16 protein-coding genes are annotated in these 15,299 nt (G+C 56.3%); 6 read left to right on the top strand and 10 right to left on the bottom strand.

Annotated elements, in window-relative coordinates; genetic code table 11:
- Positions 1-29: 29 nt before the first annotated feature.
- Positions 30-230, top strand: coding sequence for a YpfN family protein (locus ABLV08_RS16320; RefSeq protein WP_015365470.1), 201 nt, complete (start codon positions 30-32; stop codon positions 228-230).
- A 101-nt stretch (positions 231-331) separates the two neighbouring features.
- Here the strand turns inward: ABLV08_RS16320 and ypfH are convergent, their stop codons facing one another.
- The 6 genes from ypfH to dapA all read right to left on the bottom strand — a co-directional run bounded on the left by ypfH (position 332) and on the right by dapA (position 6,929).
- Entirely contained in the window at positions 332-1,030 is a 699-nt protein-coding gene (ypfH, locus tag ABLV08_RS16325) for an esterase (RefSeq protein ID WP_020078198.1), read from the bottom strand.
- A 107-nt stretch (positions 1,031-1,137) separates the two neighbouring features.
- On the bottom strand, positions 1,138-3,138 hold the full coding sequence (locus ABLV08_RS16330) for a GNAT family N-acetyltransferase (RefSeq protein ID WP_348856037.1): 2,001 nt from the start codon (positions 3,136-3,138) through the stop codon (positions 1,138-1,140).
- Positions 3,139-3,147: 9 nt separating this feature from the next.
- A complete protein-coding gene (locus ABLV08_RS16335; RefSeq protein WP_015365467.1) occupies positions 3,148-4,023 on the bottom strand; it encodes a neutral zinc metallopeptidase in 876 nt (291 codons plus the stop codon).
- A 120-nt stretch (positions 4,024-4,143) separates the two neighbouring features.
- Entirely contained in the window at positions 4,144-4,857 is a 714-nt protein-coding gene (purC, locus tag ABLV08_RS16340; RefSeq protein WP_015703148.1) for a phosphoribosylaminoimidazolesuccinocarboxamide synthase, read from the bottom strand.
- A 142-nt stretch (positions 4,858-4,999) separates the two neighbouring features.
- Complete coding sequence (gene bamC / locus ABLV08_RS16345) at positions 5,000-6,034, bottom strand: outer membrane protein assembly factor BamC (RefSeq protein ID WP_015365465.1); 1,035 nt, start codon at positions 6,032-6,034, stop codon at positions 5,000-5,002.
- Between the two features lie 16 nt (positions 6,035-6,050).
- Positions 6,051-6,929 (bottom strand): 4-hydroxy-tetrahydrodipicolinate synthase, encoded by an 879-nt coding sequence (dapA, locus tag ABLV08_RS16350; protein ID WP_015365464.1) that lies wholly within the window; start codon positions 6,927-6,929, stop codon positions 6,051-6,053.
- A 153-nt stretch (positions 6,930-7,082) separates the two neighbouring features.
- On the opposite strand from dapA, the gene ABLV08_RS16355 reads away from it, so the two are divergent.
- Positions 7,083-7,652, top strand: a complete 570-nt coding sequence (locus tag ABLV08_RS16355) for a glycine cleavage system transcriptional repressor (protein ID WP_015365463.1) — start codon at positions 7,083-7,085, stop codon at positions 7,650-7,652.
- A gap of 3 nt (positions 7,653-7,655) precedes the next feature.
- A complete protein-coding gene (bcp, locus tag ABLV08_RS16360) occupies positions 7,656-8,126 on the top strand; it encodes a thioredoxin-dependent thiol peroxidase (RefSeq protein ID WP_015365462.1) in 471 nt (156 codons plus the stop codon).
- A 62-nt stretch (positions 8,127-8,188) separates the two neighbouring features.
- Here bcp and ABLV08_RS16365 read toward each other — a convergent pair whose 3' ends face one another.
- Entirely contained in the window at positions 8,189-9,253 is a 1,065-nt protein-coding gene (locus ABLV08_RS16365; RefSeq protein ID WP_015365461.1) for an AI-2E family transporter, read from the bottom strand.
- A gap of 223 nt (positions 9,254-9,476) precedes the next feature.
- On the opposite strand from ABLV08_RS16365, the gene bepA reads away from it, so the two are divergent.
- From bepA to ABLV08_RS16380, 3 genes are all read left to right on the top strand, one after another.
- On the top strand, positions 9,477-10,940 hold the full coding sequence (gene bepA / locus ABLV08_RS16370) for a beta-barrel assembly-enhancing protease (RefSeq protein ID WP_348856038.1): 1,464 nt from the start codon (positions 9,477-9,479) through the stop codon (positions 10,938-10,940).
- A gap of 9 nt (positions 10,941-10,949) precedes the next feature.
- The gene (gene arsC, locus ABLV08_RS16375; RefSeq protein ID WP_015365459.1) at positions 10,950-11,309 is read left to right on the top strand and encodes an arsenate reductase (glutaredoxin); all 360 of its coding nucleotides are present in this window, start codon (positions 10,950-10,952) and stop codon (positions 11,307-11,309) included.
- A 135-nt stretch (positions 11,310-11,444) separates the two neighbouring features.
- Entirely contained in the window at positions 11,445-12,356 is a 912-nt protein-coding gene (locus ABLV08_RS16380) for an Rpn family recombination-promoting nuclease/putative transposase (protein ID WP_032708871.1), read from the top strand.
- Here ABLV08_RS16380 and ABLV08_RS16385 read toward each other — a convergent pair.
- The 3 genes from ABLV08_RS16385 to upp all read right to left on the bottom strand — a co-directional run bounded on the left by ABLV08_RS16385 (position 12,353) and on the right by upp (position 15,162).
- Entirely contained in the window at positions 12,353-13,054 is a 702-nt protein-coding gene (locus ABLV08_RS16385) for a DnaA inactivator Hda (RefSeq protein ID WP_026612247.1), read from the bottom strand. The two genes, ABLV08_RS16380 and ABLV08_RS16385, sit on opposite strands and share 4 nt — an antisense overlap.
- Before the next feature lie 98 nt (positions 13,055-13,152).
- Positions 13,153-14,439, bottom strand: a complete 1,287-nt coding sequence (uraA, locus tag ABLV08_RS16390; RefSeq protein WP_015370403.1) for a uracil permease — start codon at positions 14,437-14,439, stop codon at positions 13,153-13,155.
- A gap of 96 nt (positions 14,440-14,535) precedes the next feature.
- A complete protein-coding gene (gene upp, locus ABLV08_RS16395; RefSeq protein WP_015370402.1) occupies positions 14,536-15,162 on the bottom strand; it encodes a uracil phosphoribosyltransferase in 627 nt (208 codons plus the stop codon).
- Positions 15,163-15,299 lie beyond the last annotated feature (137 nt).

The following is a 15,299-nucleotide window of genomic DNA, read 5'->3' on the forward strand; positions in this document are numbered from 1 at the left end:
GCCGCTGCGGGGTAAAAAGAGGACACAGCATGGAATGGCTTATCAACCACTGGTGGATTCTGGTGTTGGTATTTTTAGTCGGCGTGATGATCAACGTGATTAAAGATCTTAATCGCGTCGACCCGAAAAAATATCTCGATAACAAACCGGATCTGCCGCCGCATCGCGACTTCAATAGCAAGTGGGATGACGACGACGACTGGCCGAACAAAGACCAACCGAAGAAGTAAACCAGCGCTCCCCGTCATCGCGTAGGCTGGATGCATTCCCGGGTAGCGGCTGACGCCTTACCCGGGCTACCCATCCCAGCCGACGTTGTACCGCGGGGCCATTACAGCATTTCGATAATATCGTCATCTTTCGGCGTACCGCCGCTTAGCGCTTCATCAAAATAGTGCTTCGGTACGGTATAACGCAGCCGATCGAGGGCAAACTGCATGCTCCGGTCATCAATGGCATGTCCGAGATCTTCAACGATATCCAGCGTGACATCTCCCCCCAGCTCCTGCAGCCGCTCCTGTGCGGAGACCGCCCACGCCAGATCGATCACCCGATCCTCGCCGCCGTGGATCAGATGCACGGTGGTTTGCGTGGTCGCCGTTTGCGGCAGCGTCGCGTAACGGCCGTTAAAGGCAATCACCCGCGACGCCAGTCCTGGCTCGGCTTTAATACTCTCAAGCGACATAATCGCCCCCTGCGAAAAACCGATCAGCGCCGTCGCCTGTGGGCCCAAACCGCTCTGTTTTTGCCAGTAGCGCACCGTTTCAATAAAGGTCGGCATAATGGCATCGATGCGTTGCTGACGATTCTCTTCCGTCACGCCTTGCACCGAAAACCACTGCCGCGCCGGCGCCGGGCCGCAGGGTTCTGCGCCACCGATACTGACAATGAGCGCATTGGGAAATTGCGGCGCAAACCAGCTACCAATTTGCCCCATCGAAACCGGATTATCGCCAACGCCATGAAACAGCAGCAGCAACTGTTGCGCAGGTGTTGCCGGGCTCTGAACAATAAAGTGATCGTGTTTCATGGTTATCTCCTGATGTCTCAGATAAGCAGGAATCTGGCTCCTGATTGATGCAAGGCAGTTTACGCCGCGCAGAGAATATGACCATGCCATTTAACTGAATGAGTTAGTTAAAAAAATTGCAGCTTCCTGACCCACTCGTCCAGCCGTTGCGCGCGGGCAGGATCGAGGCCTGACAGCGCCGCCGCCGCCTCTTCCCGCAGTCGCCCCAACAGCGCCTTGCGCCCGGATAAACCAAGGTTTGCGCACAGCGCTGCCTCATCGTGCTGCGCTAATCGCGCATGAAGCGCCACTAACGGCAGCGGCGTCACCTGCAGAAGCCGGTTCAGACTCCCAACCGCCGTCAGCAGTGGACGATGCGCAAAGGCAAAACCGGCAATCTCCAGCCAGTCCTCCTCAGTAAGCATAGCTGTTTCATCCGCCGTCACCGGAGCGCGTTCGTCACGCCACTGACTTAGCCAGCGTTCATCCCGCGCCAGCCGTTGATGTTCGCGCCAGGCCAGCTGCTGCCCCACTGCACTGAGCGGATAAAGCGCCATCGCCGTATAGCAACCGCTGCTCGCCTCGCGATGCGTGCCCATCCGCACCAGCAGAAAACCGCAGCGCTGCCAGAAGCGCCATAGTTCAGGGGTATAACCAAAGCTGACGGAGAGATAGTCACAGCCGTGCGTCTGCTTGACGGCATGGGCGATTAAACGCTGCCCCAGCCCTTCGCGCTGACGCGCTGGATGTACGGCAATACGGCTGACGCGCCTGCCGGTCAGCGTCGCCGCCAGCGGGCTGCCGCCATGCGCGGCCAATGACTGGGCCACAAGATTGCCGCGCGGGCGACGATATCCGGCCCAGACGGCACGGCTAAGTTCAGGTTCAAGCCCTCCCTCCTCCACCAGCCACACCGCGCCAGCGACGCCATCCCCGCAGCGAGCCACGGTAAAGTGCTGGCCCGGCGCATCCATCATCCTGCGCAAATCCAGCGGCGAAGTGCGGTAATGCGCGCCGGAAAGCAGTTGATAAGCCTCTGATGGGCGCGTGGGTTGTTCGCGCCAGGCATCCTGGCTTAACGTCTCCAGCTGCGGTTCCCCATGTGGCACATGGAGAAACGCCTCATCGTTAAATAATAATAACCGGTCGATAACCGACTCCAGCGGGCAACCCGGCGCCCAGCGAATCGGCGACGACAGGTTATACCGCCGTAGCGTTGGGAAACCGGCGCAGAACTTCAATAAGAAGCCGCGACCGGTACCCTCATAGCCCTGAACCGTCGTCGTTAACAGCGTATGGGGAAAACGCGTCGTCAGCTGGCGCAGCGTCGGTGCCGGGATAGTGGCAGCCTCATCGACCACCAGCCAGTCGGCTTTCGCGTCGCTTGCCAGCAAGGCATCAGGCGCCATAAAGCGCATCTTCTCTTCCGCAAAAGCGGCGATGACCGCTGTCGCGTCGCGCGTCGGCGCGGTGACGATGGCGGAGCCGGCGAGCTGATGGATCAACATTCCCGCCAGCGCAGATTTACCGCGCCCGCGCCCGGCGGTGACGGCGGCAATTTCCGGGGGCGATGACAGTAGTGACGAAAGAATGGCGGCCTGTTCGGCCTGCGGGTAGCCATCGGCAGCATGCCAGTGCCTGCGTGGCGCGGCCTCCGGCAACCGTAAGCCGTCGCCCTGTCGCCACAGCGCGACCTCAGGATCCGCGCTAAAGAGTTGAAGACAACGATGGACAAAGTTAGGGGTGGCAATCGGTTCAGACGTATCGCTCCAGCGCAGCGAATCGCCATCCGCCTGCTCAGGCCAGCGGGCAAAATCCGGTGCGAGGAGCACTAACCAACTGCCGGCGCGGAGCGTACCGCCGAGGGCAGCAAAAGCCGCCACGTCAAAACCGTGACGAGCATCGAAGAAGGCATGCAGGAACTCGCGCCCGAGCAGCGTTTTCAGCGCACCCGGCGCCACGCTGGGTTCCTGCTGCGGCAACGCGCCGACCCATAGGCTATCGCCGCCCAGCCGCTCTCGCAGCTCAACGGCCTGCGCCAGACACCAATGTTCGTCGCCGCTGAGCACCAGCAGGCGACGAATACCCTCGCGCGCCATCTGCGCGGTCAGGTCAAGCAGCGTTTCCATCGGCAAACGTTAGCGAAGCGCGCTGCCGAAGGTATTACACTGCGAAGGATCGCCGCTATCGAAACCGCGTTTGAACCACGTATAGCGCTGCTGGGAGGTCCCATGGGTGAAGCTGTCCGGCACCACACGGCCCTGGCTCTGCTCCTGCAGACGATCGTCGCCGATGGCCTCAGCGGCATTGAGCGCCTCTTGCAGATCGCCGGTTTCCATCACATCCTGTTTCTGCATGTTATTGCCCCAGACGCCCGCAAAGCAGTCTGCCTGCAGCTCCATTTTCACCGACAGGCGGTTCACTTCAGTCTGCGAAGCCTGCTGCTGCATCTGACGGACCTTAGGTTCGATGCCGAGCAGCTTCTGCACATGGTGGCCGACTTCGTGCGCAATCACGTAGCCCTGCGCAAAGTCGCCGTCAGCGCCGAGTTTGTTTTTCATCTCGTCATAGAATGACAGGTCGATATAGACCGTGCTGTCCGCCGGGCAGTAGAACGGCCCCATCACCGATTGACCGGTGCCGCAGCCGGTACGGGTCGCGCCGCGATACATCACCAGCTTCGGCTGTACGTATTGCCGCCCCATCTTTTCAAAAATAGGCCCCCAGGTATCTTCGGTAGTGGCCAGAATAACGGAGGTGAACTTCGCCGCTTCATCATCCTTCGGGCTGATCGAACGCTGGGTTGAAGTCTGCTGCTGCGGCATCGGTTCGCCGGTCAGCATGCCGGTTAAATCCACGCCATAGTAACCCGCCACCAGAACGATAATTAGCAGGACGATGCCGCCTTTACCGCTTGGAATACGGAAACCGCCACCGCCGCCGCCCAGCGGCGAACCTGAATCACTACGTCTGTCTTCCACATTGTCGCTTTCACGACGCCCTTGCCAGCGCATAAGCACCTCTATTCCATCATGTTACGAATATGAGAGATCGTAGGCGGTTCAGCGGAGGATTACCACAGGAAACAACGAATAAGAGCGCCAGAAGAATGATTTCTTCCGGCGCGGAGGGGATTAGTCGAGCTTGACGCCCAGACGGTGGGCCACTTCTTCGTAAGCTTCGATCAGGCCGCCGAGGCTTTGGCGGAAGCGATCTTTGTCCATTTTATCGAGGGTGTTTTTATCCCACAGACGGCTACCGTCCGGAGAGAATTCATCGCCAAGCACCACTTCGCCTTTGAACAGACCGAACTCCAGCTTGAAGTCGACCAGAATCAGACCGGCATCATCAAACAGCTTGCTGAGTACGTCGTTCGCTTTGTAGCTGAGCTCCTTCATGCGCGCCAGGTTTTCTTTATTCACCCAGCCGAACGTCTCACAGTAGGATTCGTTGACCATCGGGTCGTGCATGGCATCGTTTTTCAGGAACAGGTCGAACAACGGCGGAGTCAGTTCGATACCTTCTTCAATACCCAGGCGTTTCACCAGTGAACCCGCCGCGCGGTTACGAATCACGCATTCAACCGGCACCATATCCAGCTTTTTCACCAGGCATTCAGTATCAGAAAGCAGCGCTTCCATTTGGGTCGGGATACCGGCTTCTTCCAGCTTGCTCATAATGAAATGGTTGAATTTGTTATTCACCATACCTTTACGATCGAACTGTTCGATGCGGGCGCCATCCCCTGCTGACGTATCGTTACGGAATTCAAGTACCAGCAGATCCGGGTTTTCGGTGCTGTATACCGTTTTCGCTTTGCCACGATACAACTCAGCTTGCTTTTTCATCTTTCACCACTCCAGTGATATTAAGCCAAAAAATTACCTTTCCGCCCGTAGGCAAAATCAGGCAAATTACCTGACTTTGCGGCTACGCACACGTTTGCGTCACTATACATTAAAAAGGGCCGGATTGCTCCAGCCCTTTTTATTACTTGTTAAATGCGGCCTGGAATACGGCTACCAGGGCGTCATTTTGCGACTGCGTCAGGGTGTGGCCTTTCGGGTCGATAAACTGCAGACTACTGCGGTTATCGAGATCGCCGACCTGCAGTTTATAGTCGCCAGAGGCCAGCTGCGGGTCACTGGCACCCAGATCCTGCCAGCTGCTGTCAGACAGCGGCTTGTAAGTTACCGCCATGCTGCCCTGAGAGCGAGTGCTGTCGGTTACCTTCATGCCCACTTTTTCAAGCGCGGCCGGCAGTTTCTGCCACACCATGTTGAACGGCGCGCGTACCACCAGCATCGGCAAGCCGGTGTCATCCGCCGCGCTCTGCACGTCGAAGGTCGCGCCAGCGCTTCGCTGCGCCGCGTTCTGCGCATTAGTGGCGTTGGAATCAAGACCGGAAGAGATAACGTTCAGCATTGAGGTGCTGTAGCGCTGCAGAGAAGCCGGGTCAGACACGGGCTTGCCCGCCTGCTCCAGGTTCACCAGCTTCACCACCACCGCCTGCTGATAGCCCTGCGGCTTAACGGAGATTTGATAACGGCCACGGTACTGCTGGTCTTCATCAAGGCGGTTCCACTCTACCCAATCGGTATTCAGCGTCTGGCCTGCATCGTCACGCTTGGTGATGGTGTAGTTTTTCGCCTGTACGATGCTAACCACCTGCGCCCATAAAGAACCGCTGCGGCTGTTTTCCACCATCAGGGTGGAGGTGTCGCCGTTAAACTGGGTACGCGCGCCGCTGACCAGGGCTAAAGGCTGAGCCGGCGGACGAATATCCAGCGCCTTGCCTACCGCACCGGTGCTGGCGGCAACCGGAATGTTGTAGTCGCCAGTCTGCAGCGGCAGGATCATCCCCGCCGGGGCGTGAAGTTCACTGAGCGGCGTGGCATCTAAATAAGCCTCGTCGCCGCTAACCTGACGCTTATAGCGCGAGTCAGAACTACAGGCCGCGAGGAGTAAAACCAGCGAAACACCCGCAACCTTCGCCAGGCGCGACTTCTGTACTGAGTAAGCCATCAAATCTCCCTAAACTCTACAGCAAACCGGCATGCTTCAGCGCTGCGGTAACCGCTTTCGTACCCGCTTCGGTAATCGGCGTCATTGGCAGGCGCAGCGTGTCGGTCGCTACAAGTCCCAACGCCTTACAAGCCCATTTGACTGGGATCGGGTTGGGTTCGACAAATAATTTTGTATGCAGCGGCATCAGACGCTGGTTAATCGCGCGAGCTTCCGCGAATTGCCCCGCCATCGCCAGTCGGCACATGTCGGCCATTTCACGGGCGGCGACGTTCGCCGTGACGGAAATAACGCCGACGCCGCCGAGCTGGATAAAGTCCATGCCGGTCGCGTCATCGCCGCTCAGCAGAATAAAGTCATCTGAAACCAGCTCTTTGATCTGGTGAACACGACTTAAGTTCCCTGTAGCTTCCTTAATACCGACAATATTTTTAATTTCCGCCAGGCGGCCAACGGTTTCCGGCAGCATATCGCAACCGGTACGGGACGGCACATTATACAGAATTTGCGGCAGGTCAGTATGTTCAGCGATAGCTTTAAAGTGTTGGAACAGGCCTTCCTGGGTCGGACGGTTATAATAAGGAGTGACCGTCAGGCAGCCGACAACGCCGCTATCGTTGAAACGTTTGGTCAGGCTAATCGCCTCTGCGGTTGCATTTGCACCGGTACCTGCAATGACCGGGATGCGGCCATCGGCCAGCTCAAGGGTCATCATCACGACGTCGCCATGCTCTTCATGGCTCAACGTTGCGGATTCGCCGGTAGTCCCTACCGAAACAATCGCCGAGGTTCCGTTGGCGACATGGTAATCAATCAGTTTTTTCAGGCTTGACCGGCAGACATTACCGTTATCATCCATCGGCGTGACAAGCGCTACAATACTTCCCGTGAACATGGGCCATCCTCAGAGCAGAAGTGGGACAAGATTCTCAATGTTACGTTTGGTGCTGCAATAAAAGCAAGAGACCCAACGCCATCTGGGATGTTGTACGCCGGTTTTTTTTATGCTTTCCTAATGTTACCTCACCTTTTTAAAGGAAGAACAGGTTTGACAGCCTCATTACAACACTATCTGGTGATTACCGCTCTGGGCGCAGACCGCCCCGGCATCGTAAACACAATCACTCGCCACGTCAGCAGCTGCGGCTGCAATATTGAAGACAGCCGCTTGGCCATGCTCGGCGACGAGTTCACGTTTATAATGCTGCTTTCCGGCTCGTGGAACGCGATTAACCTGATCGAATCAACGCTGCCGTTAAAAGGAGCCGAGCTGGATTTGCTGATCGTAATGAAGCGCACCTCCGCCCGCCCACCGCAGGCGATGCCGAATACGGTTTGGATCCAGGTAGAGGTGCCGGACTCGCCGCATATCATTGAGCGCTTTACCGCGCTGTGCGACACGTGGAATATGAATATCGCCGAACTGGTCTCCCGTACTCAACCGGGAGAAGATAAAGACGCCGCTCAGCTATTTATTCAAATCACCGCACACAGTCCTGCCTCGCAAAACACGACAAATATCGAGCAAGCGTTCAAAGCACTATGTACAGAACTGAGCGCACAAGGCAGTATTAACATCGTTAATTATTCACAGCATGATGAACAGGATGGAGTTTAACCAATGACCCCACTGAAAGCCGGTGATATCGCACCGAAATTTAGCTTACCGGACCAGGACGGCGAGGAAGTAAATTTAACCGACTTCCAGGGACAGCGTGTTCTGGTTTATTTTTACCCGAAAGCCATGACCCCAGGCTGCACCGTACAAGCGTGCGGTTTACGCGATAATATGGACGACCTGAAAAAAGCGGGCGTCGAAGTACTGGGTATCAGCACTGATAAACCAGAAAAACTGTCTCGTTTTGCCGAAAAAGAGCTGCTGAACTTTACGCTGCTGTCTGATGAAGATCATCAGGTCTGCGAACAGTTCGGCGTCTGGGGCGAAAAATCATTTATGGGGAAAACCTACGACGGCATTCACCGTATTAGCTTCCTCATTGATGCTGACGGCAAGATTGAACATGTGTTTGATAACTTCAAAACCAGCAATCACCACGATGTCGTGCTGAACTGGCTGAAAGAAAACGCATAACGTCTAAATGAAAACGCCGGGGATAATAAATCGCCCGGCGTTTTTTTGCGTCAATCAGCGCGTCACTCGTCTTCAATAACCATTCCATCAGGCCAGGCGTGAACCACCGCCTTGATTAACGTCGCCAGCGGAATCGCGAAGAATACCCCCCAGAAACCCCACAGCCCGCCGAAAATCACTACCGACAGAATAATCACCAACGGATGTAAATTCACCGCCTCCGAGAAGAGAACCGGCACCAGCAGGTTGCCATCCAGCCCCTGAATTATCAGGTATACGGCAAACAGGCTCCAGAACTCAGTACCCGCGCCGAACTGGAACAACGCCACGCCGACCACAGGAATGGTGACCACAAAAGCGCCGATATACGGAATCAGCACCGAGAATCCCACCAGCACCGCCAGCAGCAGCGAGTAGTTGAGACCGAAGAGAATGAAGCCTATCCAGGTGGCGACGCCGACGACAATCATCTCCAGCACCTTGCCGCGGATATAGTTGGTAATCTGCTGGTTCATCTCTTTCCACACCTGCCCCGCCAGGCCGCGATTACGCGGTAATACGCGGCGTACGGCATTGAGCATCTGCTGTTTATCTTTCAGCAGGAAGAAAACCATCAGCGGAACCAGGACCAGATACACCGCCAGCGTCAGCAGGCCGACCAGCGAGGCGAGCGAATACTTCACTACCGAATCGCCAACGGTCAGCATGCGGCTGCGCATATTTTCGGCCATTGCATCAATGATGCCGGCATCCATCAATGCCGGATAGCGCCGCGGCAGCGTGGCGGCGAAATCGGAAAGCTTATTGAGCATACCAGGCATATCGCGGATGAGATAAATGCCCTGTTGCCAGGCCACCGGCATCACCACAAAGGCCATTAACAGCAAGATACCGACAAATAGCACCAGAACCAGCGAGGTGGCCCAGGTTCGCGACAAGCCGATACGCTCCAGACGAACGGTGGGCCACTCCAGCAGATAGGCCAGCACGATGGCGACCAGCAGCGGCGCCAGCAGCCCGCTGAAAAAGAACATAATGCCGAAGCCGGCCAGCAGAATAACCAGCAGCGCTATCGCTTCCGGGTCGCTGAAACGACGACGATACCACTGCATTAACATCTCAAGCATAAACCCTTCCCTGAAGCGCAAATCGCCACAATCCTGGGAATTGTATCTAAGTGTCACAAAAAAGACTTCGCTTTTTATTGGCGATGACACAAACCTGCACAACTGTGCGAATATCATATTTTCAACGCCATCAACGACAGCTAAACTCGCTGAATCTGCGGCATGGGAACATTGGGCCGCACAACCGGTCAAACTGGCACACCCACATTACAGGACAGAGGTTATGTTCAGGCAGTTAAAGAAAACGCTGGTGGCCGCCGCCGTCGCGTCGTTGACGCTGGGGACGATATTACCTGCCGCCGCTGACTCGGCGGATACGCTGCCGGATATGGGCACCTCGGCAGGAAGCACCCTTTCCATCGGTCAGGAAATGCAGATGGGGGATTACTACGTACGCCAGCTACGCGGCAGCGCGCCGCTGATAAACGACCCGCTGTTGGTGCAATACATTAACGGGCTGGGCATGCGCCTGGTCGCTCACGCTAATTCCGTCCGTACGCCGTTCCACTTTTATCTGATTAATAACGATCAGATTAACGCCTTTGCCTTCTTCGGCGGCAACGTGGTGCTGCACTCGGCGCTGTTCCGCTATGCGGATAACGAAAGCCAGCTTGCCTCGGTAATGGCGCACGAAATCTCTCACGTCACCCAGCGCCATCTGGCGCGTGCGATGGAAGATCAAAAACGTAGCGCGCCGCTAACCTGGGTTGGCGCGCTGGGCTCTATTCTGCTGGCGATGGCCAGCCCGCAGGCGGGGATGGCGGCATTAACCGGCACCCTGGCTGGCACCCAACAGGGGATGATTAGCTTCACCCGTCAGAACGAAGAAGAAGCCGACCGCATCGGTATTCAGGTACTGCAGCGCTCCGGTTTCGATCCGCAGGCGATGCCGGCGTTTATGGGTAAATTACTCGACGAATCCCGCTATTCCAGCCGCCCGCCGGAAATGCTGCTCACTCACCCACTGCCGGAAAGCCGTCTGGCCGACGCCCGTAACCGCGCCAATCAGATGCGCCCGGTGGTAGTCCAGTCGTCGGCGGATTTCTATCTCGCCAAGGCCCGTACCCTCGGTATGTACAACTCCGGGGAAAATAAGCTCGGCAGCGATCTGCTTGACGCCTGGTCAAAAGGGAACATCCGCGAACAGCACGCCGCGCAGTATGGCCGCGCGCTACTGGCTATGGAGAGCAATAACTACGATCAGGCGCGCAAAGCGCTCCAGCCGCTGCTCAGCGCCGACCCACAAAATCCCTGGTATCTGGATCTCGCCACCGATATCGATCTTGGGCAGAAAAAGACCACTGACGCAATTAACCGCCTGAAAAACGCCAAAGAGATCCGCACCGATCCGGTCCTGCAACTGAACCTGGCCAATGCCTACGTACAGGGCGGGCAGCCGGCGGAAGCCGCGACCATTCTCAACCGCTACACCTTTAACAATAAAGATGACGGCAACGGTTGGGACCTGTTGGCGCAGGCGGAAGGCGCATTGGGTCATCGCGACCAGGAGCTGGCGGCGCGAGCCGAAGTCATGGCGCTGGCCGGTAGGCTTGACCAGGCCATCTCGCTGCTGAGCAGCGCCAGTTCGCAAGTGAAATTGGGCAGTTTGCAGCAGGCGCGCTACGACGCTCGCATCGACCAGCTGCGCCAGCTGCAGGAAAGATTCCGCCCCTATCAGAAAATGTAAGGAGACCACATGTCTGACGCGGTAAAAATTTACCACAACCCTCGCTGCTCGAAGAGCCGTGACACGCTCAGCCTGCTGAAAGCTAACGGCATCGACCCTGAAGTGGTGCTGTATCTGGAGACGCCGCCGGATGCCGCGACGCTGCGCCAGCTGTTGAAAATGCTGAATATGAGCAGCGCCCGTGAACTGATGCGCCAGAAAGAAGATCTGTATAAGTCGCTCAATCTCGCCGACCCACAGCTCAGCGAAGAGGCGTTGATTCAGGCCATGGTCGAGAACCCGAAGCTCATCGAACGGCCCATCGTGGTCAGCCACGGCCAGGCGCGTATCGGCCGCCCGCCGGAACAGGTACTGGAAATCGTCAGCTAATCCCTACGCGCCGCCGGTCTTGCCCGCGGCGCGATTTTTTTCGTGCCCGCTTCCAGAAAATACAGGCCAACTCCCCCTGCCCGCACAGTGGTGCTACTGTCTGTCCGTCACCTGAATCCACTGGACGGATTGCCAATGAAAAAAGCTATTTCCACGCCGCATGACGCAGTATTTAAAACCTACCTTTCCCATTCGGATACCGCGCGTGATTTTCTCCGGTTGTATCTTCCTGAAGCGCTAAAGGAGATCTGCGATCTGCGCACGCTACATTTAGAATCAGGTAATTTTATCGAAGAAGATCTCAGACCTTACTATTCCGATATTCTCTACTCGCTGCAAACCACTGCGGGCGACGGCTATATTTACGCGCTAATCGAACATCAAAGTAGCCCCGACCGACATATGGCCTTTCGCCTGATGCGCTACGCCGTCGCCGTCATGCAGCGCCACCTTGATGCCGGACACGAAAAACTTCCGCTGGTGATCCCGGTGCTTTTCTATCACGGTCTGGTGACGCCCTATCCGTTTTCAATGCGCTGGCTGGATGAGTTTGCCGCGCCGGAGCTGGCGACCACGCTCTACTACGGCGAATTTCCACTGGCGGATATCACCGTCATACCGGATGATGAAATCGCCACTCATCAACGTATGGCAACGCTGGAATTACTGCAAAAACATATTCGACAACGCGATCTGGCGCAGTTACTCGACAAGCTGAGCGAATTATTATTGACTGGATTAGCCACGCAAACACAGGTGCAGGCGCTAATGCACTACCTGGTGCTCGCGGGAAATAGCCGCGAACCGATAAAGTTTATTCGTGAGTTGGCGCGCCGGACGCCGCAACATAAGGAGACGCTGATGACTATTGCAGAATATCTCGAGCAGCAAGGGCTGGAGCGCGGTTTGCTTCAGGGCCGGCAAGAAGGCCGGAAAGAAGAAGCACAGCGTATCGCCGCCGCGATGTTACGTAGCGGTCTCGCCCCCGCGCTGGTGGCGCAGCTAACCGGGCTGGCAGAGCAGGAACTGGCGTCGCTTTCGGCTTAAAGCTTCAGGATCTCTTTAACAAATGGGATCGTCAGTTTTCGTTGGGCGGTAATCGATGCGTGATCGAGCTGATCGAGCGTCATAAACAGCGAGCGCATTTCTCTATCCAGCCGCTTGAGCAGGAATCGGCAGACGTCTTCCGGCATCTCGAAACCGCGCAGTCTGGCGCGTAGCTGCAGCGCCTGCAGCTTATCTTCATCCGACAGCGGCTGCAGCTTATAGATTTGCCCCCAGTCAAGGCGCGAGGCGAGATCCGGCAAGCCGAGATGCAGCTGCCGCGGCGGGCAATCGCCGGTGATCAGCAGGCGGGTTTTACCTGATTCGAGAATACGGTTATAGAGATTAAAGATAGCCATCTCCCAGGGCTCGTCCCCTGCCACGCACTCGATGTTATCGATGCACACCAGCGCCAGTTGCTCCATGCCGTCCAGCACTTCCGGCACGAACCACGTGCGCTTATCCAACGGCACGTAGCCGACGGCATCGCCACGCTGGGATAGCTCAGCGCAGGCGGCATGCAAAAGGTGGCTACGCCCCGCGCCTTCACGAGACCAGATATAGATGTATCCGCTGTGTTCCTGCCGCAACACGTTCTGCAGAGCGGCAAGTAGGGAAGGATTATCACCCGGCCAGAAACTCGCGAACGTTTCGTCGTCAGGAAGATACAGTGGCAAAGAGAGCTGTGCCGGAGCGTTCAGATGGACCTCAACATAGGCTTACAGAAAAACGCGAAGAGTTTAACACAGTTTTAGGTCCGGAGAGAACCGGGCAGGATCGCTGCCCGGTATCAGGATCGTTATTTCGCTTCTTCGCTATCCGCGGCGTCCAGCACCACTTCTTCCGGACGCAGAACGCTGATCAGTTTAAAGATCAAGCTCAGACAGATACCGACGATCGTCGCCAGCGCCATGCCTTTCAGCTCCGCCGCGCCAATATGCACCTTCGCGCCGCTCACGCCGATAATCAGAATAACTGAGGTCAGAATCAGGTTCTGCGCTTTGCTGTAATCGACTTTTGATTCGATCAGCACGCGGATACCGGATGCGCCGATCACCCCGTACAGCAGCAGAGAAACGCCGCCCATCACCGGTACCGGGATAATCTGAATCGCCGCCGCCAGCTTGCCGACGCAGGAGAGCAGAATCGCAATAATCGCCGCGCCGCCAATAACCCAGGTACTGTATACGCGGGTAATCGCCATCACGCCAATATTTTCACCGTAGGTGGTGTTTGGCGTTGAGCCAAAGAAACCGGAGACAATCGTCGACAGCCCGTTGGCGAACATCGAGCGGTGCAGACCCGGATCGCGGATCAGATCGCGTTTAACGATATTGGCGGTCACCACCAGGTGCCCCACGTGCTCGGCGATCACCACCAGCGCAGCAGGCAAAATAGTGAAAATGGCAAACCACTCAAAGCGCGGGGTGTAGAAAGTCGGCAGTGCAAACCAGTGCGCTTCGGCGATAGGCGTCGTATCGACCACACCCATCACGAAGGAGAGCGCATAGCCTACCAGCACGCCGATAAGAATCGGGATAATCGCCAGGAAGCCGCGGAACAGTACGGATCCAAAAACCGTCACTGCCAGCGTCACCATCGAAATAATAATGGTTTTGCTGTCGGGCGATTGGCCGTCAGCCGGCAGCAGCCCGGCCATGTTCGCCGCCACACCCGCCAGTTCCAGACCGATAACCGCCACGATGGCGCCCATCGCCGCCGGCGGGAACATCACATCCAGCCAGCCGGTACCGGCTTTTTTGACAATAAAGGAGACGATGCAGAACAGGACGCCGCACATAATGAAACCGCCGAGCGCTACTTCATAACCCAGCGGCAACAGCAGCAGCACCGGGGAGATAAAGGCGAAGCTCGACCCCAGATAGGCCGGAATTTTGCCTTTACAGATAAAGAGGTACAACAGCGTACCGATGCCGTTAAACAGCAGTACGGTAGCCGGGTTAATGTGGAACAGGATAGGCACCAGAACCGTTGCGCCAAACATGGCGAACAGATGTTGCAAACTAAGCGGGATTGTCTGTAAAAGCGGCGGTCTTTCACTCACCCCGATTGCACGGCGCGTCATAATGTTATCCTCTGAGAGTCGTTTGTTATTTGTTGTGGGCGTGATTTATTCAAAAAAAAGCCGACTCTCAAAGTCGGCTTTTTATCACTTCATCATTTATTTGGTACCGAAAATCTTATCGCCGGCATCGCCGAGGCCTGGAATAATGTATCCGTGCTCATTGAGGCCCTGGTCGACGGACGCGGTGTACAGCTCGACGTCAGGATGCGCTTTCTCCAGCGCGGCAATGCCTTCCGGCGCCGCCACCAGCACCAGCACCTTAATGCTCGAGCAGCCCGCTTTTTTCAGCAGGTCGATAGTTGCGATCATCGAACCGCCAGTTGCCAGCATCGGGTCAACCACCAGCGCCATACGCTCGTCAATGTTAGAAACCAGCTTCTGGAAGTAAGGAACCGGCTCCAGCGTTTCTTCATCACGGTAGATACCAACCACGCTGATACGCGCGCTCGGCACGTGCTCCAGCACGCCTTCCATCATCCCCAGACCGGCACGCAGGATAGGCACTACGGTAATTTTCTTACCTTTGATCTGCTCAACTTCGACCGGACCGTTCCAGCCTTCGATAGTGACACGCTCGGTAGCGAGATCGGCGGTTGCTTCGTAGGTCAGTAAGCTACCAACCTCTGAGGCGAGTTCACGGAAGCGTTTAGTACTGATGTCATGCTCACGCATCAGGCCCAGCTTGTGTTTGACGAGTGGATGTTTCACTTCCACGATCTTCATTCTCTTTCTCCTCTGAGGGGCAGCCACAAAAAAAATCGCGGGATTATACCGCTTTTTGCGGATTGCGCCATACCCATCTTGCTTGACGTATATCAAACAAAGTGATTTATGGATTGTTACACATTATAAAACAAACA

It is taken from the genome of Klebsiella sp. CN_Kp088, from assembly GCF_040064335.1.
Lineage (GTDB): Bacteria > Pseudomonadota > Gammaproteobacteria > Enterobacterales > Enterobacteriaceae > Klebsiella > Klebsiella aerogenes.